General features: G+C 65.0%; 18 protein-coding genes and 1 tRNA gene. 9 read left to right on the plus strand and 10 right to left on the minus strand.

Features of this window, described 5'->3' with window-relative positions; genetic code table 11:
- The first annotated feature begins 148 nt into the window (after window positions 1–148).
- On the plus strand, window positions 149–847 hold the full coding sequence (locus EN846_RS09620; protein WP_127286171.1) for a GntR family transcriptional regulator: 699 nt from the start codon (window positions 149–151) through the stop codon (window positions 845–847).
- Between the two features lie 254 nt (window positions 848–1101).
- The gene (locus EN846_RS09625; protein WP_127286170.1) at window positions 1102–2457 is read left to right on the plus strand and encodes a glutamine synthetase family protein; all 1356 of its coding nucleotides are present in this window, start codon (window positions 1102–1104) and stop codon (window positions 2455–2457) included.
- Window positions 2458–2588: 131 nt separating this feature from the next.
- Here the strand turns inward: EN846_RS09625 and EN846_RS09630 are convergent, their stop codons facing one another.
- From EN846_RS09630 to EN846_RS09655, 6 genes are all read right to left on the minus strand, one after another.
- Window positions 2589–3578, minus strand: a complete 990-nt coding sequence (locus tag EN846_RS09630; protein WP_245493525.1) for an ABC transporter permease — start codon at window positions 3576–3578, stop codon at window positions 2589–2591.
- Window positions 3575–5095, minus strand: coding sequence for a sugar ABC transporter ATP-binding protein (locus EN846_RS09635; protein WP_135913833.1), 1521 nt, complete (start codon window positions 5093–5095; stop codon window positions 3575–3577). Before EN846_RS09635 ends, EN846_RS09630 begins: the two co-directional genes overlap by 4 nt.
- Before the next feature lie 61 nt (window positions 5096–5156).
- Complete coding sequence (locus tag EN846_RS09640) at window positions 5157–6149, minus strand: substrate-binding domain-containing protein (RefSeq protein WP_245478385.1); 993 nt, start codon at window positions 6147–6149, stop codon at window positions 5157–5159.
- Window positions 6150–6231: 82 nt separating this feature from the next.
- Entirely contained in the window at window positions 6232–7008 is a 777-nt protein-coding gene (locus tag EN846_RS09645; protein WP_135858333.1) for an SDR family oxidoreductase, read from the minus strand.
- 2 nt (window positions 7009–7010) lie between these two features.
- Entirely contained in the window at window positions 7011–8174 is a 1164-nt protein-coding gene (gene dgoD / locus EN846_RS09650; protein ID WP_245493395.1) for a galactonate dehydratase, read from the minus strand.
- Between the two features lie 89 nt (window positions 8175–8263).
- Window positions 8264–9007 carry a FadR/GntR family transcriptional regulator gene (locus EN846_RS09655; RefSeq protein ID WP_127283179.1) on the minus strand — a complete coding sequence of 248 codons (744 nt, stop codon included), beginning with the start codon at window positions 9005–9007 and terminating at the stop codon, window positions 8264–8266.
- 98 nt (window positions 9008–9105) lie between these two features.
- Between EN846_RS09655 and EN846_RS09660 the strand changes: the two genes are divergently transcribed.
- Window positions 9106–9975, plus strand: coding sequence for an aldose 1-epimerase (locus EN846_RS09660; protein ID WP_127392045.1), 870 nt, complete (start codon window positions 9106–9108; stop codon window positions 9973–9975).
- 291 nt (window positions 9976–10266) lie between these two features.
- The gene (locus tag EN846_RS09665; protein WP_127311161.1) at window positions 10267–10617 is read left to right on the plus strand and encodes a hypothetical protein; all 351 of its coding nucleotides are present in this window, start codon (window positions 10267–10269) and stop codon (window positions 10615–10617) included.
- A gap of 120 nt (window positions 10618–10737) precedes the next feature.
- Here the strand turns inward: EN846_RS09665 and EN846_RS09670 are convergent, their stop codons facing one another.
- Window positions 10738–11379, minus strand: a complete 642-nt coding sequence (locus tag EN846_RS09670; protein ID WP_127392044.1) for a ThuA domain-containing protein — start codon at window positions 11377–11379, stop codon at window positions 10738–10740.
- 268 nt (window positions 11380–11647) lie between these two features.
- On the opposite strand from EN846_RS09670, the gene ftsZ reads away from it, so the two are divergent.
- The 3 genes from ftsZ (at window position 11648) to EN846_RS09685 (ending at window position 14308) form a co-directional block, all read left to right on the plus strand.
- On the plus strand, window positions 11648–12628 hold the full coding sequence (ftsZ, locus tag EN846_RS09675) for a cell division protein FtsZ (RefSeq protein WP_127283183.1): 981 nt from the start codon (window positions 11648–11650) through the stop codon (window positions 12626–12628).
- Between the two features lie 206 nt (window positions 12629–12834).
- Window positions 12835–12999, plus strand: coding sequence for a DUF3309 family protein (locus EN846_RS09680; protein ID WP_127283184.1), 165 nt, complete (start codon window positions 12835–12837; stop codon window positions 12997–12999).
- Window positions 13000–13093: 94 nt separating this feature from the next.
- A complete protein-coding gene (locus EN846_RS09685) occupies window positions 13094–14308 on the plus strand; it encodes an FAD-binding oxidoreductase (protein WP_127392043.1) in 1215 nt (404 codons plus the stop codon).
- Between the two features lie 25 nt (window positions 14309–14333).
- Here EN846_RS09685 and EN846_RS09690 read toward each other — a convergent pair whose 3' ends face one another.
- Window positions 14334–14741, minus strand: a complete 408-nt coding sequence (locus EN846_RS09690) for a DUF427 domain-containing protein (RefSeq protein WP_127392042.1) — start codon at window positions 14739–14741, stop codon at window positions 14334–14336.
- Between the two features lie 158 nt (window positions 14742–14899).
- Here EN846_RS09690 and EN846_RS09695 point away from each other — a divergent pair, with 158 nt between their 5' ends.
- Window positions 14900–16612 carry an HAD family hydrolase gene (locus EN846_RS09695; RefSeq protein ID WP_127309404.1) on the plus strand — a complete coding sequence of 571 codons (1713 nt, stop codon included), beginning with the start codon at window positions 14900–14902 and terminating at the stop codon, window positions 16610–16612.
- A gap of 82 nt (window positions 16613–16694) precedes the next feature.
- The gene (locus tag EN846_RS09700) at window positions 16695–17138 is read left to right on the plus strand and encodes a PPC domain-containing DNA-binding protein (RefSeq protein ID WP_127392041.1); all 444 of its coding nucleotides are present in this window, start codon (window positions 16695–16697) and stop codon (window positions 17136–17138) included.
- Between the two features lie 6 nt (window positions 17139–17144).
- Here EN846_RS09700 and EN846_RS09705 read toward each other — a convergent pair whose 3' ends face one another.
- Together EN846_RS09705 and EN846_RS09710 are read right to left on the minus strand one after the other, a co-directional pair.
- Entirely contained in the window at window positions 17145–18413 is a 1269-nt protein-coding gene (locus tag EN846_RS09705) for a DUF763 domain-containing protein (protein ID WP_127392040.1), read from the minus strand.
- 285 nt (window positions 18414–18698) lie between these two features.
- A tRNA-Met gene (locus EN846_RS09710) sits at window positions 18699–18775 on the minus strand.
- Between the last annotated feature and the right edge of the window lie 49 nt (window positions 18776–18824).

Consider the following 18824-nt stretch of genomic DNA (forward strand, 5'->3'; position numbering starts at 1 on the left):
CATCGACGGCAGCGGGACGGATGGCCGCCGCCCGCACTTGCGGCGGCGCGCTTTAACCGTCTATCGTGGTTCGAAAGCCCGTAACGCATCCGGCCCGCCGACAGAGCGACTGGGCAGTTTTCAGGACGAGTGAAGCAACGCATCGCCAATGGCCGACAAATCGCAATTCGGGCTGACCGCTGTCGATACCGTTCCGTTGCATGAGAAAGTCTATCTGGAGCTCGTGCGCGCACTGATGTCGGGCCAGCTGCAGCCCGGCCAGAAGCTGACCTCGCGCAAGCTCGCCAAGGAGCTCGGCACCAGCGACATGCCGGTGCGCAGCGCCTTCACCCGGCTGCAGGCGCTGCGGGCGCTGAGCCCGATGCCGAACGGCAGCGTCGAGGTGCCGCTGATCTCCGCCGAGCGCTTCCAGCAACTGACCGCCGTGCGCACGATCCTGGAAGGTACGGCCACCGGGCTCGCCACCAACCGCATCAACGGCAACAACCTGCGCGCCATCCGCCGCCATTGCACCGAGCTCACCCAAGCCGCCCGCAGCGGTGACATCGACGACTATCTGCGAAAGAACCACGACTTCAAATTCTCGATCTACCGCCACTGCGGCAACGAGCAGATGATCTTCCTGATCGAGACGGTGTGGATGCAGGTCGGCCCGTTTCTCAGGAACCTGGCGATCGGCTTCGAGGACGGCCTCGCCGGCATTCTCGGCATCGACTATCACGAGGAAGTCGTCGCGGCGATCGAGGCCGGCGACGGCGAACGGGCCCGCGCGGCCATCGTACGCGACATCGACGAGGGGGCGACACACATCCTCGGCCAGGTGAAGTTTCCGGAACTGCGCCACTAGGCAGACCGCAGGGCCATTCGAGCGCGCATCGAAGGCCTCGCCAAATCCCGGCTTGGCTTTCCTGCGTCATCCAGCTATGTTGCGATCGCAGATCGCACAATATGGACCTGAAATGCCCCCCGATATCCAGCTAGTAAATTGAAAAAATGAAGGAAAATTGCCTGGAAGCATCCATGGCGACCTTCATGAACTCACAAGCTGAAAAATGGATATCGTAGCCGCGATGGCTACAGAAAGAACCAAGGGGTTGGAAATTGAGCGATGCAATTGCGGACGTTTTGAACTGGCTGGAAAGCAGGGAGGACATCCAGAGCCTGAGGGCCGCGGTATGCGATCTCAACGGCATCATGCGCGGGAAGCGCATTCCCGTCGAGCAGGCGCGCAAGGCGCTCGAAGGCAAGCTGCGCATGCCCTACTCGCTGATCGGGCTCGACATCTGGGGCGAGGATATCGAAGGCAATGCGCAGGTCTTCTCGACCGGCGACGCCGATGGCCTTTGCCAGTGGACCGGGCGCGGCATCCTGCCCGTCAACTGGACGGCGCATCCGACGGCGCTTCTGCCGCTGTGGCTCGCCGATGAAAACGGCGCGCCCTATCTCGGCGACCCGCGCCGCGCGCTCGCCCGCATCCTCGACCGCTACGCCGCGCTCGGCCTGACGCCGGTCACCGCGACCGAGCTCGAATTCTACCTCGTCGACCCGACATCGCAGCGGCCCGTAGGGCCTGTCTCGCCGATCACCGGCCGGCGCCTCGATTCCGATGCCGCGCTCTCGATCGACGAGATCGACGATTTCGAGGCCTTCATCCATGACGTCTACGAGGCCTGCCGCATGCAGGGCATCCCCGTCGACACCGCGATCGCCGAGAACGGCGTCGGCCAGTTCGAGATCAACCTCAACCATGTGCCGGATGCCTTGCGCGCCGCCGACGACGCCGTGCTCTTCAAGCGCACCGTCAAGGGCATCGCCCGCAAGCACGGCTTTGCCGCTTGCTTCATGGCCAAGCCTTATGGCGAGCGCGCCGGCAACGGGTTCCACGTCCATTTCAGCGTCATCGATCGCGACGGCCGCAACATTTTCGACGACGGCAGCGACCAGGGCTCCGACACCATGCGCCACGCGGTGGGCGGCCTGCTCGCGGCGATGGCCGAGAGCACGCTGGTGTTCGCGCCGCATTTCAATTCCTACCGCCGGCTGCGCCCGCGCTCCTACGCGCCGACCGCGGTGGCGTGGGGCTACGAGAACCGCATGGTGGCGATCCGCATTCCCGGCGGCCCCGCCGCGGCGCGCCGCATCGAGCACCGCGTGTCCGGCGCCGACGCCAATCCCTACCTGGTGCTGGCCGCTATCCTTGGCGCGGCGCTCGTCGGGATCGAAAAGGAACTGTCGCCCGGCGAGCCGACCGGCGGCGAGGGACAAGGACTCACGCTGGCGAAGCTGCCGCCGGACTGGGCCTCGGCCATCGCCAGCTTCGAAAGCGGGCCGCTCGTCGCCGAGATCTTCCCGGCCACGCTGCGCCAGTCCTTCGTCGCCTGCAAGCGCCAGGAATTGAACACCTTCGCGCTCAATGTCAGCGACTTCGAGATCGAGACCTATCTGGAGAGCGTCTAGAGCAATTCCAGGAAAAGTGTGAAACGGTTGGGCTCGGCGACTTCGCCGTAGCCTTCCGTCCGGAATTGCGTCAAAACAAAGAGTTAGAGCAGGCCGCCGTTTCCGTGAAACGGTGAATTGCTCTGGTCAGCTCACTCTCCGGTCCGCGCCCGCTGGCGTTCCTGGACGATGACCGCCAGGATCAGCAGCGCGCCCTTGGCGAGCAGCTGATAGAAGGTCGGCACGCTGGTCAGGATCATGCCGTTGTTGAGCACGCCGATGATCAGCACGCCCAGCATGGCGCCGACGATCGTGCCCTTGCCGCCCTGCAGCGCGCAGCCGCCGAGGATCGCGGCGGTGATCGCTTCCAGCTCCAGCCCCTGGCTGCCGGAGGCAGGCTGGCCGGACATGGTGCGGCTGGCAAGCACCAGGCCGGCCACTGCCGCCGCGAACCCGCTCATCGCATAGATGGAGATCTGGTAGCGGCGGATCGGGATCCCGGCCAGCCGCGCCACCGTCGGATTGCCGCCGAGCGCGTAGATGTTGCGGCCGACGACCGTCTCGCGGGTGAAGACGATGAACGCCGCCATCGCCGCGATCAGCAGCCAGATGGCGAAGGGCAGGCCGAAGAGCGTGCCGATGCCCAGCGCCCGCAGACTGTCGCCGGTGATCGGGATCGAGTTGCCGTTGTTCATCAGATAGGCGAGGCCGCGGAAGGCCGACATCGTTCCGAGCGTGGCGATCACCGCGTTGACCGGGCCGTAGACGATGATCAACCCGTTGATCGCGCCCGCCAGCAGGCCGGCAAGTAGGCCGGCCAGAATGCTGATCGGTATGGAACCGGTTTCCTGCGCGGCGACGGCAAGCACCATGGTGCTCAGGCCGACGATCGATCCGACCGATATGTCGAGCCCGCCGGAGACGATGACGACGGTCTGCGCCATGGCGAGGATGCCGAGGAGGGTGACCGCAAGGCCGATGTTGATCAGGTTGCGCGGGGTGAAGAAGACGTCCGGCCTCAGCGCGCCAAAAATCGCCAGCAGCACCACCAGCGCGATCAGCAGGCTGATGTTCTGCGCGCCGATGCGGCCAAGCAGGGTTGCCGGCGCGCGCTCGCGGCCGGTCGTCGCGGTATCGGTCACGATACCCTCCTTTCGATTGTCTCTTTCCCCGAGCGCATGGCCAGCGCCAGCACCGCTTCCTCGCTCGCCACCTGCCAAGGCAGCTCGCCGCTGATGCGTCCGCCCTGCATGACCAGCACGCGGTCGGCGAGGCCGAGCAGCTCCGGCATTTCGGAGGAGATGAGCAGGATGGCGAGACCCCGGTCGGCCAGGCTTTCGATCAGCCTGTATATCTCCGCCTTGGCGCCGACATCGATGCCGCGCGTCGGCTCGTCGAGGATGAGCACCGCCGGCCCGCGCGCCTGCCAGCGGGCGAACACGACCTTCTGCTGGTTGCCGCCGGAAAGTTTTCCCACTGCCTGTTCGATCGACGGCGTCTTGACCCTGAGCTCGGCGACGTGATGGGCGACCAGCGCGCGCTCGCGGCGGCGGCTGAAGAAGCCGTAGCGCGACACCTTGTCGGGCACCACGAGGCTGACATTGTCGCGCACCGCCTGCATCAGAAGCAGCGCTTCCTGCTTCCGGTCTTCCGGCACCAGCCCGATACCGGTGGCCACGGCATCCGAAGGCTCGCGCGGCCGGTAGGGCTTGCCGCCGGCCGCCATTTGCCCCGACAGCAGCGGGTCGAGGCCGACGATGGCGCGCGCGACCTCCGTGCGCCCGGCGCCGACCAGCCCGCCCAGCCCGACGATCTCGCCCGCCCTCACCTCGAAGCTGATCCCCTGGACACGCCGTGTCGTGACATCCTCGAGCGCCAGCCGCACCGGTCCGAGCGTGCGCTCCTTGCGGTTGAACAGGTCGCTCACCGGCCTGCCCACCATCAGCCGCACCATGCGCTGCTCGTCGAGCGCTGCAATCGGCTCGTCAGCGACGCGGCTGCCGTCGCGCATCACCACGCAACGGTCGGCAAGCTCGATGATCTCGCGCAACCGGTGCGAGATGTAGATCACCGCGACGCCATCGGCCTTCAGCCGCCGGATGACCCGGAACAGCCGCTGCGCCTCATCCTCCGTGAGCGACGAGGTCGGCTCGTCGAAGGCGAGCAGCCGCGCCCCTGGGCGCAGCGCGCGCATGATCTCGATCAGCTGCCTGAGCGCCGGGCTCAGGCCATGGCAGCGTTGCCCGGGTGACAGCACGTCGACCACGCCGAAGGTGTTGAGCAGCTCGAGGCTGCGCCGCTCCAGATCCGCGCGGTCGAGAAAAATCCCGCCCCGCGCCTTGATGTCGCCGATGAATATGTTTTCCGCCACCGTCAGCTCCGGGATGATCTCCGGCTCCTGGTGGATGACCCGGATGCCCGAGCCGTGTGCTGCGCGTGGCGAGTTGAGCTGGACCGGCTGACCATCGACCAGAACGCGACCGCTGTCCGGGCGATGCTCGCCCTCCAGCACGCGCATCAGCGTGGACTTGCCGGCGCCGTTCTCGCCGATCAAAGCGGTGATCTCGCCGGCATGGAAGGCAACGGAGACGTCGCGCAGCGCCTGCACCGCGCCGAAGCGCTTGCTGACGCCCTCGACGGAAACGACGGGCACGGTCATCGGCGCGCGGCTCCTTGTGAGGCCGCGCGCCCCGAGGCCGACAATGAGGCCAAAAGGAAGCCTAGGACTTGCAACCGAGCGTGTCCTTGAACTTGGCGAAGTTCTCGCCGCTGATCAGCGTCGCGTCCTGGAAATAGTCCTTCTGCATTTCCTTGCCAGTGGCTTGGTCGTAGAGCGCCTGGATCGCCGCGGCGCCATGCTTGGCGCTGTCCAGCCACATCGTGCCGCGGAAGCCGGTGGGCTTGCCGGAGCCAAAGGCCTCGCAGGAGCGCGAGCCGTCGATGCCGATGCCGATGACGTTCTCCGGCTTCATGCCGGCGTTCTCGGTGGCGCGCACGCCGCCGAGCACGCCGTCATCGTTGCAGGAGTAGAATATCCACTTCTCGGCGTCGGGATTGGCCGTCAGCGTCGTCGACACCACATCGATCGAATTGACCATGGTGTTGTCGTAGGGGATCGACAGGATGCGCGACTTGATCTCCGGGATCGCCGCGACGAGCGCTTCCTCGGCGCCCTTGTTGCGGCGCATGCAGGTATCGGCCTTCTGGTCCTCGATCGAGCCGACGCGCACCTTGGAAAGGTCCTTGTCCCAGCCCTCGGCCTTGACGATGCGGGCGATCTCACCGCCGACCTGCTTGCCGATGTTGAGCGCGTTCATGCCGACATAGGCGACCGGGCTGCCGTCGGCGAAGGCGATGTCGTCGTCCACCGCGATCAGGCCGATCTTGGCGGCCTTGGCCTTGTCGGCGACGACCGGGCCGAGCGAGCGGTCGGGCACCACCACGGCAATGCCTTTCACACCGTCGCCGACATAGGTGTCGAAGGTGGTGACGGCGAGGTTTGCGTCGAACTGGACATCCTGCACCAGGAGATCGACGCCGAGCTCTTTGGCCTTGTCCTTGGCGCCCTGCACCTCGCGGACGAACCACGGGTGATCGCCCATCTTGTTGATGTAGCCGAATTTCATCTTGTCCTGCGCGCCCGCGCCGTGGACCGTCAGAGCGACGGCTGCGGTCGCGGCCACCGCAAGGCATGCCTTGATCATTGGTTTCATGGTTTCCTCCCTCTGGATCCCGGCCGGCGGGATCCCATTTTGCTTGAAGACGTTCCCGGCGACCGGCCGCCGGCGCGAAACCTCATTCGTGGTAGAGAACCGAGCGACCGCCATCGATGACGATGCAGGCCGCGTTGATGAACGGCGCCTCGTCGGAGCCGAGGAAGACGGCGGTCATGGCCACCTCCTCCGGCCGGCCGATGCGGCGCGGCGGATGCAAATCGTAGGTGCGCTGGCGCTCGGCCTGCGGGTCTGGGAACGTGTTCCAGTAGTCGACCGCGATCTGCGTCTCGATGTAGCCCGGTGCAATCGCGTTCACGCGGATGCCTTCGGCCGCGTATTGGATGCCGAGCGACCGCACCAGGCCGAGCAGCCCGTGCTTGGCGACCGGATAGGGAAAGGTCGACGGGATGATCGCGAAGGAATGACAGGAAGCGATCGCGACGATCGAACCCTGTTTCTGGTCGCGCATCGCCGGCAGCACCGCGCGCGCCGAATACCAGACGCCGTCGAGATCGACGGCAAAGCAGCGCCGCCATTCCACTTCGGTGGTTTCCAGCGGCTCGTGGAACACGTTGATGCCGGCATTGGCGACCAGCACGTCGATGCGGCCGAAGGCGTCGAGAACCTGCTTGGCCATCGCTTCGCAGGAGCCGGCGTCCGCGACATCGGTTTCAACGAACAGCGCCTTCACGCCGTTGTCGGCAAGCGACGCTGCGACGCTCTTTCCGGTCGCCGCGTCCTTTTCCGCGACGACGATCACCGCCCCCTCGGCGGCCATGGCGCGCGCCGTCGCCTCGCCGATGCCACGCCCGGCGCCGGTGATGATCACCACCTTGTCTTTGAGACGCCCGGCCATGGTCACCAGTCCACGATGGTGCCGTCGGAGAGCACGGCATTGGTGGTGTGCATCACCTCAGGCTTGTAGGGATGCCGGGCAGCGACCGCCTCGTCGACTTCGATGCCGAGCCCCGGCGCTTCCGGGACCTGCCAGCAGCCATCGACCATGCGGATCGGCCCTTTCACCACCTCGAAATACCAGGGCACCGCGCCGACCATCTCTTCCTGGATCAGATGGTTGGGGGTGGAGACGGCAAAATGCAGCGCCGCCGCACCGGCGATCGGGCCGAGCGGATTGTGCGGCGCCACGCCGACCGACACCGCCTCGGCCATCGCCGCGATCTTCTTCGCCTCGAGCAGGCCGCCGCAATGGCAGATGTCTGGCTGCACGATGTCGACCGCCCTTGCCCGGAACAGATCGTCGAATTCGGCACGGTCGATGAGCCGCTCGCCGGTGGCGATCGGCACGCGCGACTTGGCGGCGAGCTGCGTCAGTGCGCCGGTCTCGCCGGGCGGCAGCGGCTCCTCGATGAACATCGGCCGGTAGGGCGCAAGCACGTCGATATACGCGAGCGCGGTCGAGGTCGAGGCGGGGCGGCCGTGGAAATCGACCATGATCTCGACCTCGGGACCGACCGTCTTACGCAGCGCCTCCATCAGCCGGCCGACCTTTTCGACCTCGGTGAGCGGCGCGTGGTAGTGGCTGTAGGGGATGAAGACGGCCTTCAGCGCGCGATAGCCCTTGGCCACCACTTCGGAGGCGCGCTTCACCAGCGGCTCGGCGTCGAGCGTCTCGTACACGGCGCGCATGTCGCCGAGGCCGAGATGGGTGTAGACCTTGACCCGGTCGCGCACCTTGCCGCCGAGCAGCCGCCAGACCGGCTGGCCAAGCCACTTGCCGAAAATATCCCACAGCGCCAGCTCGATGCCGGAGACGGCCGACATGCCGATCACGCCGAGCCGCCAGAACGAATGCTTCTTGAGGATGCGCACCGCCTGCTCGATGTCGCGCGGATCGCGCCCGATCAGAAGCGGCGCCAGGTCGTTGACGGCGCCGACCACGGCCTGGGTCTTCCACTCCAGCGTCGCCTCGCCCCAGCCGTAGAGGCCGGGCTGGTCGGTCTCGATGCGCACGAACACCCAGTTGCGCATGTCCGCGTTCACGACGCGCGTGGTGATCGCCACGATTCTCAAGCGCTACTCCTCCCAGGCGACACTTAGATCATATGAAATTGAGTTATCATATGATCTAAAATGGCGTCAAGGCGGAAATCTTAGCCCTTGGCGTGAAGATCGTCGGCGGCGATGTCGAGCAGTCGGTTCATGGCGGCGCGGGCGCCGGCCGTGTCGCGGATGCGGATCGCTTCCAGCACCGCGACATGCGCCGAGAGCGCGCGCGACTGCGCTTCCATCAGCGGATTGGTGACGAGGAAGGTGGCGCGCAAGGCGGCCTCCAGCATGCCGACCAGCCCCTTCAGCACAACATTGTGGCTGGCGGCGATCACGCCCTTGTGGAAGGCCAGGTCCGCTTGGCATACTGCATTGAGATCATTCGGGATGTTGTCGCGCATGCCGACCACGGCGCGCTCGATTTCGGCGAGGTCGGCCGCCGTGGCGCGCCTGGCCGCGAGCTCCGCCGCGGCGGGCTCGAAGATCCTGCGCGCCTCGAGCAGGCCGGAAACCAGTTCTTCGTCGTCCTGGATGGACGGGTGCCAGCCGAGCACGACCGGATCGAGCAGCCGCCAATTGTCGCGCGCCAGCACACGTACGCCGGCGCGGCGCCTCGCTTCGACAAGGCCCTTCGCCGACAGGACCTTGACCGCCTCCCGGACCGAAGTGCGGCTGACGCCCAGCATGGCGCACAGTTCCTCTTCGCGCGGCAGGGCGTCTCCCGGCGCGTATTCTCCGCCCAGGATGCGGCTGCCGAGCACGCTGACCACGGCGTTGTGCACGCTGGCGCCGGTCTGGTCGACCGATGGCATCCAGCCGAGTGCATCTGAAGGAGCTATGGTTTCCACGCAGATCCTCTCCCGATAGAGCGCCGTTGCAAGCTGTTGTATGAGAGGCTAGGTCTTATGTAAATCTTTCATTCATACGATCTATAACGGGCTCCACAATGGGCATGCTGCAGATCTCCAATGACACGGTGGCGCTTTCGGTCGATCTTGCCGGCGGCGCGATCCATCGCTTCGACCGCCACGCGGCGAGCGGTCCGGTTCCCGTTTTCCACCGTGGAGCGGTGGAAGCGGATGTGTGTTTTCCGCTGATCCCGTTCGGCAACCGGCTGCGCGGCAACGCCTTTGTCTTCGATGGAGGAACCCATCGTCTGCAACCGAACACTGCGAGCGACCCGCACTACATTCACGGCGACGCCTGGCTTGGCCATTGGCGGACCATCGCTCACGACCATCACGAGCTGACCATCGCCTACGATCATGCCGGCAAGGATGGACCCTACGCCTACCGCGCCGAGCAGCGTTTCGCCCTCTCCGACAACATGCTGTCCGTCAGCCTTTCGGTGACCAACCGCGCGCGCCGGCGCCTGCCCTACGGGCTCGGCCTGCATCCGTTCCTGCCGATGACGCCGGCCACCATCGTCGACTTCACCGCCGAGCGCTACTGGGAGCAGGACGCGGCTTTCCTGCCGCTGAAGAGCCATCCTGCGCGCGGCGGCATGGATTTTTCCGGCGGCCGCCGGCTGCCCGGGACCTGGATGAACACCGAGTTCGAAGGCTGGAACGGCGCGGCGACCATAATGTGGCCGGAGACCGGATCGCGTCTGCGGATCGAGGCCGATGCGCAATTCTCGCGGTGCATGATCTTCGTTTCGCATGCAGCCTTCGACGCGCTCTATCGCCATGACTGGTTCTGCTTCGAGCCGATGACCCACAGCGTCGACGCGCATCATCGAGCCGATCTCGGCGGACTGGTCGCGCTCGAGCCGGACGAGACGTTGGCCGGCTCGTGCCGGTTCATCGTGGAGTGACACGCGCCGGCTCCTCGACAAGCGAAGCGGTGGCGTTCATCTTAGCTCTGTCTAACGAATGTCTACAAACTTTATAGACATTTATTCCCGAGCAGGTCATACTGCCCATCCAAGTGCCTGACTTTTTCGCCATTCGTGTTCGTATGATCAGGAGATGACGATGACGCAGACATTTCCGGAGATCGTTCCAGATCCCACCACCGTCAGGCCGGTGTAGAAGACCAATCAACTCATCATGGGCGCGGGGGCGTTGGACGGCAGGCATTGCTGCCGCGATCGAGGAGGAGACCGATGACCACACGCCTGCTGCCCGCACTGCACGAGGGCCATGCCCCAATCCAGTTGCATGGCGCCTTCGACGAGGCTCTGGAAGCCTACCAGGCCTGGACTCCGGGCACGGACGAACCGCAAGTCGAGTTCGAAGGCCATTTGATCCCGATCAGCTCGGTCTTCGGCCGCATGCGGACTTGCACCGACATCCTGCCTTGGCGCATCGAGGCCGATGTCCTGGACACCGTCGGCGGCATGTTGCCCGCCGGCGGCGAAAGGTCGATCACCTATGCAGACGCCGCGCTCGTCCTTCGCGCCCTGTGCGTGGATCGCCTTCGCGACGACGGCGGTGTCCGATTTGCAGCAAGATGAAGCCTTTGCGTGCAGCGTGAGGCTGTCAACAACCTGACGCGCCTGCGGCGGCACAGGGGCTGCAAGACAAAGAAAGCGGGACCGGTCGTACCATACCGGCCCCGCTGCCTCTCATGGGTCTCAGCGCGCTGCCCAAGCCAGCCCACGGCGCAGGATGGTCCGCATCTGCGGCACCTCGAACTCCTTGGCCACATGCCCCAGCGACGAGTAGAACACGCGGCCCTTGCCGTGCCGGCGCTTCCAGACCACCGGCATGACGACGCCGTCGATCCAAGGGGCGTGCGCGCCCGTGAACGTGGTGGTCGCCAGCACCTCGTTCGACGGGTCGACATGCATGTAGTACTGCTCGGAGCGGTAGGGGAAATCGTCGATGCCGCTCATGATCGGATCGTCGCGGCGGACGATGTCGACCTGGTAGTCGATGATGTTGCCGGGATGGGCGACCCACTGGCCGCCGCACATGAATTGGTAATCGGTCGATTCGCGGAACGCATCGCCCATGCCGCCATGGTAACCGCCAAGACCGACGCCTCCCGCGATTGCGCTGACGAGGTTGGACTCCTCGGCCTTGCTCAGCTTGGACATGGTGTAGATTGGCACGATCAGGCTGAGGTCGGCGATTGCGGGATCGGCGAATGCCGCGATCGAGGTCTCGACGCGAACGGCAAATCCCTCTTCCTCCAGCATCGCCTTGACGGCGCGCGCGCCGAGTTCCGGCTCGTGGCCTTCCCAGCCGCCCCAAACGATCAGTGCCTGCCGCATCCTTCACTCCTGTCTTCGCAATTCGCCCGGGTGTCCCCGGATCCGGCCAATATGACCGCACAGTGATCCGCAGGCCACATGCGCACGGCAGAGCCCGCGGGTGAGCGACGACCATAGGCGCATTTGTCTTGCGGCCAAGCCCACGCTCTGATTCCATTTGCCGGAGCGATAGAACCTGATTCTTGAACTTTGGCGCGCTCGAATGTCGCGCCGACTGGAAGATTTTTCGTCGATCCAAGCGCCAGGTGCATTTCAAGGAGATACGGCGATGAACACCGCGACAAGGCCAGCAATCTCGGAAATGAGGCCGAAGATAACGGTCGTCGGTGTTGGCGGCGGCGGCGGAAACGCGATCAACAACATGATTGCCGAGAACCTGCAGGGCGCCGAGTTCATCGTCGCCAATACCGATGCGCAGGCGCTCACCATGTCCAAGGCACCGAGGCTGATCCAATTGGGAGCCCGTATCACCGAGGGCCTGGGCGCTGGTTCGCTGCCCGAAGTCGGCCGTGCAGCCGCTGAAGAATCGATCGACGAAATCATGGATCACCTTGCGGGAACGCATATGTGCTTTGTGACCGCGGGCATGGGAGGCGGAACCGGTACCGGCGCGGCTCCCGTCATCGCGAATGCCGCGCGCGCGGCCGGCATCCTGACGGTGGCGGTCGTCACCAAACCGTTCAGCTTCGAGGGCAAGCGACGGATGCAATCGGCCCAGGAAGGCATCGAGCGGCTTCGCGAGTGCGCCGATACGGTAATCGTCATCCCGAACCAGAACCTGTTCAGGGTCGCCGACGCCAAGACGACGTTCGCCGACGCCTTTGCCATGGCGGATCGGGTCCTTTACTCGGGCGTCGGCTGCATCACCGACCTCATCGTCAAGGAGGGCCTGATCAATCTCGACTTCGCCGATGTGAAGTCGGTGATGCGCGACATGGGCCGCGCAATGATGGGAACCGGGGAAGCTACCGGTGAAGGGCGGGCCAAGAACGCCGCGGAGGCGGCGATTGCAAACCCGCTGCTCGATGAAGCGTCCATGATCGGTGCCAGGGGCGTCCTTGTCTCGATTTCGGGCGGCACGGACATGACGCTGTTCGAGGTCGACGAGGCCGCCACCCGCATCCGCGAAGAGGTCGACGCTGATGCCGACATCATCGTCGGCGCCATATTCGACCGGGCGCTCGCCGGGAAATTCAGGGTCTCGGTCGTCGCAACGGGATTGCGACAGGGACCTGAGCTGCCGATGTAGCGGCTTCAATAACAAACGACTGTTTTTATTACCTTTTTTTGGCTGTCGCGACCGACTCTTGTCAAAACAGGCCTGTTGCCCGGCTCGCCCCAAGCGATACGTGCGGCGGCGTTTGCCGGAACAGGAAAGCCCTCTTCGAGTTGATACTCTGATCAACAGTCGGCGTTGCGGGATGCACCGCAGCGCAAACAGGAGAGGAAACTCCCATGGGTCTCGGCACAATTCTTATCATTCTACTGATTCTCATCTTGCTCGGCGGCTTCAGTGGCCTTGGCGGCGGACCGTTTTACGGCACCGGCTACTACGGCGGCGGCGGCCTTGGGCTGGTCTTGCTGATCGTCATCATCCTGGTTGTCCTCGGCCGCCTGTAGCGACGCCGGCAGACCTGGCATTGCCCGCTGATCGAGCAGCGATCGGCGGGCTTTTGTCTGTGGCGAACCGCCGTCGGATAGCGCGGAGGGAGCATTGGTCCGCAAACTCGACCTCAGAAGCGGCCGGCCGGTCTGGTTCGCCTATCGCGCGCCGCCGGTGCCCACAGGAAAGTTGACACGAGATATAAGGGCCGAGGTGCTGGTCGTCGGCATGGGCATCAGCGGCGCCATGATGGCGGACGCACTGGCGCGCGCGGGCCATGGCGTGGTCTGCATCGATCGGCGCGGCCCGCTTCTGGGATCGACCTCGGCGACGACGGCGCTGGTGCAATTTGAACTTGATCAACCGCTGATCAAACTTGCCGCGATCAAGGGCAAGATCGACGCCGTGCGCGCGTGGCGGCGCTCGCGCCTGGCCGTGGTCAATCTTCGCGGGCGGATTGCCGAACTCGGCATAACCTGCAACCTGGCACGCTTGCCGTCACTCTATCTTGCCGGCAATCTGCTCGCGCCGGCGCAGCTGCGCGACGAAAGCGATGCACGCCGGCAGGCCGGGATCGCCGCGACCTATCTTACCCGCAGGGCTCTGTCGGATAGTTTCGGCATCGATCGCGCGGCTGCCATCCTCAGCCACGACAACATTGCGCTCGACCCGCGCAAGCTAACCGCCGGGCTCCTGCTCAGCGCGGTGGGGCGCAAGGCGCGCCTTTATGCCCCTGTGGAGGCGGACGAGATCAGGAGCGATCGCGACGAGGTCGTTGTCAAAACCGGCGGTGGTCCGACGATCACCGCGCGACATCTGGTGCTCGCCACCGGCTATGAGTTGACCGACATCATCCCGGCCACCGCGCACAGCATCGTTTCGACCTGGGCAATCGCCACAGCGCGCCAGCCAAAAGACATATGGCCAGGCGCCGCTTTGCTTTGGGAGGCGTCGGAGCCTTACCTTTACATCCGCACGACGGCGGATGGCCGCGTCATCTGCGGCGGCGAGGACGAGGATTTCACCGACGAGGAGCATCGCGATGCGTTGATCGCCAAAAAGTCCAAGCGCCTGGCAGCAAAGCTGGGCCGCTTGTTGCCGAAGCTGGACACCAGGCCGGAATTCTCGTGGACCGGCTCCTTCGGAACCACAACCTCCGGCCTGCCCTATATCGGCGCCCTGCCCCGCCACCCGCGCATTCACGCTGTGATGGGCTATGGCGGCAATGGCATCACCTTCTCGCAGATCGCTTCCGAGTTGGTTTCATCGGCGATTGACGGCCTCGAGGACGTCGATTCAGATCTGTTTGCATTCCCGGCGCACTGATAGGCCCCATCGGACCGTCTGGAGATTATCCGGGGATGCGCGGCGTATGCCGTACGTCCTCTGCCGGGTCGGCATCGATGCGCGCCTTGTCCGGGTCGAAGGCGCCGTGACGGGCGATGGCCAAAGCGGCTGTTTCGGGCGTCTCATAGGCCCACATGAAATCATCGGCCGATCCGCCGACGGCATGGACGCGCCAGTAACTTGCCGTGCCCAAGGGCGAGCTTGTGGTGGTGTTCGTCTTCTCGAAAAGCTCGAAATAGATATCTTCGAACGGTATGTAGAAGACCGGATCGCCTCCGTCTTCATGGAGCACCTTCGCCCGCTCGCTGGACGCCACCACGGCGTCCGAGAACCTGACTGTCACCGTGCCGTCAAAGGGCACGATGGCAAGGGCGGCGGCAGGATAGGTTGGACTGGCGACTGGGGTTTGCATTGTCGAACTCCTTGACCCGATGTGCGTTGGAAACGTCGCTCAGCCACGGCAGTTCCGGCTCGGCGCGCAATTGGCGCAAAACCTTTTCGTCCCACAGGCGTTGTTCCTTCTTCAGGCTAACAGACAGCCATCCACGTCGAGCAATGGAGGCTCAGAGGATGTATTTCATTGCCCTGGCGACGGACTATGACGGCACACTGGCGCACGATGGCATCGTCACCAAAAAGACGCTGTCGGCGCTTGAGCAACTGAAGAAGACCGGCCGCAAGCTGATCCTGGTGACGGGACGCGAGTTGCCCGACCTCAAGCGGGTATTTCCGGAACTTGCATTGTTCGACAAGGTCGTCGCCGAAAACGGAGCGCTGGTCTACACGCCCGCCAGCGAGGAGGAGCGCACGATATCGCCATCGCCGTCGGCCGATCTCGTCGCCGGGCTGAAGAAGCGCGGCGTGAAACCGCTTTCCGTCGGGCGCTCCATCGTCGCCACCTGGGAGCCGCACCAGGCCACGGTGCTCGACGTCATCAAGGAACTCGGGCTGGAACTGGAGATCATCTTCAACAAGGGCGCGGTGATGATCCTGCCGAGCGGCATCAACAAGGCGACCGGGCTCGCCGCCGCGCTTGGCGATCTTCGCCTGTCGCCGCGCAACGCGGTGGGGGTCGGCGACGCGGAAAACGATCATGCCTTCCTGCAGGCCTGTGGCTGCAGCGTTGCTGTCGACAATGCGCTGCCGGCGGTCAAGAACACCGCCGATCTCGTCACGCGCGGCGCACGCGGCAAGGGCGTGGAGGAACTGATCGGCAAATTGATCAAGCACGATCGCGGGCTCGTCAAAAGGCCCCGCGACGGCATCCTGCTTGGTACGTCCGGCGGCAAGGACGTCTATCTGTCGCCGACCGACACTGTCCTGATCGCCGGCAGTTCCGGCATCGGCAAATCCACGCTGGCCACCGCCCTGACCGAGCGCTTCGTCGAGACCGGCTATCAGTTCTGCATCTTCGACCCGGAAGGCGACTATGACGGCCTGCAAGGTGCGGTCAAGCTCGGCGACGGGTCGAGTGTGCCGACGAAGGAACAGCTGCTCGACCTGATCGAGAAGCCGGACACCAATGTGGTGGTCAATGGGCTGGCGTTGCGGGTCAACGAACGGCCCGACTTCTTCGCCGACCTGCTGCCAGGCCTCGGCAGCTTCCGCTACCGCACGGCGAGGCCGCACTGGCTGGTCATCGACGAAGCCCATCATCTCCTGCCGAAACGCCGCGACGACACGCGCGCCGTGCTGTCGCTGGAATTGCCGGGCACGGTGCTCATCACCGTCCATCCGGAAGCGATCTCGACCGATGCCTTGCGCCTGGTGACAGCGGTCATCGCGCTTGGCCCAAAGGCGAAGAGCGTCGTGCGGACATTCTGTCACGAGACCGGCGTTGAAGAGCCGGGCGCGATGTCGTCGCAAAAGGGTGACCGCGTGCTGTTCTGGCGGCCGCGCAATGGCAAGAAGCCGATGTCGGTCAAGGCGATCGAGCCGCGCCAGTCGCTCAAACGGCACAGCCGCAAATATGCCGAGGGGCAACTCGACGAGGCCGGCAGCTTCTATTTCAGGGGCCCGGACGATGCCATGAACCTCAGGGCGCACAATCTGATTATCTTCGCCCAGATGGCCGAGGGCATCGACGACAAGACCTGGGAGCATCATCTGCGCGCCGGCGACTACTCGGAATGGTTCCGCCATCAGATCAGGGACAAGGACCTCGCCCGCGAAACCGAGACCGCGGAGAAGGACAAGACGCTGTCGGCGCAGGAAAGCCGCAAGCGCGTGCTCGACGCGGTGCGCCGGCGCTACACGGCCCCCGCCACCGCTCCGGTACAGTAGCGCGGGGGCGCGACCGCCGAGTTGCCGCCAACGGTCATACACGGTCGACCAACAGAAAAAGAAAGCCGCCAGGAGGCTCAGGATGAAATCCCAACTCGTTGCCGAAAGTGCCGAACAAAGGACCTTCATTGTGGTCCTAGACATGGGTGAAGAGGCCTTCTCGGCACTGACGGCGTTTGCCGCCGATCACGATATCGGCAGCGCCTCGCTGACCGCCATCGGCGCCTTCGAAAGGGCGACCGTCGGATGGTTCGACTTTGAAAAGACCGAATACCGCAGGATTCCGGTGCTGGAACAGTGCGAAGTGCTGAGCGCAATCGGCGATATCGCCACGGGCGACGACGGCAAGCCGAGCCTCCATGTCCACGCCGTGCTCGGCCTGGCGGACGGCACGACGCGCGGCGGACATCTGCTCAACGGGCACGTGCGGCCGACGCTGGAGGTCACGCTGGTCGAAACGCCAGGCCACTTGCGGCGCAGGACACGCCCCGAACTTGGCATCGCCCTCATCGACCTTGACGCATGAGGACTTTCAGCCCTGTTCTTCCTTGGCGGGCTTGCCGGTCGTCGCCTCTGGCGGCTTCTCCCAGCCGAACACGCTGCGGCCGCCAAGCAGGTGCGACTGGTCGAACTCGCCGGCGACGATCTCTTTCAAACTGGGACCGGTGACGTAGCGTTCGACCTGACGGGACTGGTCGTCCAGCCGCTTCAGGGCGCCGATCTCCTCCTCCCGACCCAGCCTCGCCTTTTGCATCGCCGACTTCAGCACGCCGATCGTTTCATCATAGACCTTGAGCGGCACCGGGAACGGGTGCCGGTCCTTGCCGCCATGCGCCAGGGAAAAGCGTCCGGGATCGGAAAACCGGCATGGCGCGCCGTGCAGAACCTCGGCTACCAGCGCAAGGGCCCGCACCGTGCGGGCGCCGACGCCGGGCACCAGCAGCAGCCCGGCAAAATCCTTCGGACCGCGATCGGCCGCCGCCGCGATGTTGCCGTGCAGGCGGCGCATGACGACATCGCTTTCGCGCACATCATGGTGCGCCGGCATCACCAGATGCGGCAGCAGCGGCTGCGCCGGCGGCGGCGGCGTGCCACGCTCCAGCGCCGAAAGCTCGCTCACGATCCGGTCCGGTCCGAGATTGTGCAGAAGCTCCAGTTGCCGCTGTCGCGAGGCATCGGCGCGCCGGTCGGTCAGGTTGACGATCTCCCCTTGGTTGGCGCCCTCGATCGCGGCATGCGGCTGGTCGACGAAGCTTTTCAGGCCTTCCGCCAGCCAGTGATAGCGGCGCGCCACCCGGCTATCGCCGTTCATGCCCTGTTGCACGACGACCCAGTTGCCGTCATCGGTGACGATGAAGCCGTGCAGGTAGAGATCGAATCCGTCCTGCACCGCGGCGCTGTCGACCTTGGCGACCAGCCGGCTGGCGGTCGCCAGCCTGTCGCCATCGAAGCCGACGCGCTCGCCGATGGTGGCAAGCTCCTGCGGAGTCTTGCGCGAGTGCGCGCCACGGCCGCCACAGACGTGGACGCCGAGCTCGCCGGAAAGCGGCGACAGACCGCGCTTCAGGGCGCCGACAACGCTGGTGGTGATCCCGGACGAATGCCAGTCCATGCCCATGACGGCTCCGAAGGACTGGAACCAGAACGGATGCGCCAGGCGGCGCAGCAATTCGTCGCGGCCGTAGTGATGGACGATCGCCTCGCACATGACGGCGCCAAGCCGGGTCATGCGATCGCCGAGCCATTTCGGCACGCGCCCGCCGTGCAGCGGAAGATCCGCACTTCCCGATCGCTGTGCCACCAAGTTTCTCCAGATACGCGGCAGGCTTCTGCGCCTTCGCTCCGGTCAGGAATGCATAGCCGCCGGTTCGATCATCACGCAAGGGACGGCAAAACTGGCGACGGCGCGTAGCCCAAAAGGGCTTTCTGAAGATCGGTACGGTACCCCGCGGCGTCAAGATCATCGGCGCCGTTCAGCGCTCGACTTTCTTGGCGCCGCAGTTCACCGGGTTGGCGGGTAGGGCGACCATCGTTGGCTGCCAAAGCAAAAGGCCCGCTGGCGAGGAGCCAAGCGGGCCTTTTGATTTGGTTGCGGGGACAGGATTTGAACCTGTGACCTTCAGGTTATGAGCCTGACGAGCTACCGGGCTGCTCCACCCCGCGTCAACTACGAGCAAGCGTTTGCTTGCGACCACGAGCAAGCGTTTGCTTG

The organism is Mesorhizobium sp. M4B.F.Ca.ET.203.01.1.1, from assembly GCF_004791025.1.
In the GTDB taxonomy this organism is placed as follows: Bacteria; Pseudomonadota; Alphaproteobacteria; order Rhizobiales; family Rhizobiaceae; genus Mesorhizobium; species Mesorhizobium abyssinicae.

Excerpts from the sequence above, each read along its gene's own strand:
- EN846_RS09640 (WP_245478385.1), bottom strand. The coding sequence starts at position 6,149 with ATGAAACCAATGATCAAGGCATGCCTTGCGGTGGCCGCGACCGCAGCC.
- EN846_RS09635 (WP_135913833.1), bottom strand. The coding sequence starts at position 5,095 with ATGACCGTGCCCGTCGTTTCCGTCGAGGGCGTCAGCAAGCGCTTCGGC.
- EN846_RS09680 (WP_127283184.1), top strand. The coding sequence starts at position 12,835 with ATGGGTCTCGGCACAATTCTTATCATTCTACTGATTCTCATCTTGCTC.
- EN846_RS09670 (WP_127392044.1), bottom strand. The coding sequence starts at position 11,379 with ATGCGGCAGGCACTGATCGTTTGGGGCGGCTGGGAAGGCCACGAGCCG.
- EN846_RS09620 (WP_127286171.1), top strand. The coding sequence starts at position 149 with ATGGCCGACAAATCGCAATTCGGGCTGACCGCTGTCGATACCGTTCCG.
- ftsZ (WP_127283183.1), top strand. The coding sequence starts at position 11,648 with ATGAACACCGCGACAAGGCCAGCAATCTCGGAAATGAGGCCGAAGATA.
- EN846_RS09645 (WP_135858333.1), bottom strand. The coding sequence starts at position 7,008 with ATGGCCGGGCGTCTCAAAGACAAGGTGGTGATCATCACCGGCGCCGGG.
- EN846_RS09695 (WP_127309404.1), top strand. The coding sequence starts at position 14,900 with ATGTATTTCATTGCCCTGGCGACGGACTATGACGGCACACTGGCGCAC.
- EN846_RS09700 (WP_127392041.1), top strand. The coding sequence starts at position 16,695 with ATGAAATCCCAACTCGTTGCCGAAAGTGCCGAACAAAGGACCTTCATT.
- EN846_RS09690 (WP_127392042.1), bottom strand. The coding sequence starts at position 14,741 with ATGCAAACCCCAGTCGCCAGTCCAACCTATCCTGCCGCCGCCCTTGCC.
- EN846_RS09665 (WP_127311161.1), top strand. The coding sequence starts at position 10,267 with ATGACCACACGCCTGCTGCCCGCACTGCACGAGGGCCATGCCCCAATC.
- EN846_RS09660 (WP_127392045.1), top strand. The coding sequence starts at position 9,106 with ATGGGCATGCTGCAGATCTCCAATGACACGGTGGCGCTTTCGGTCGAT.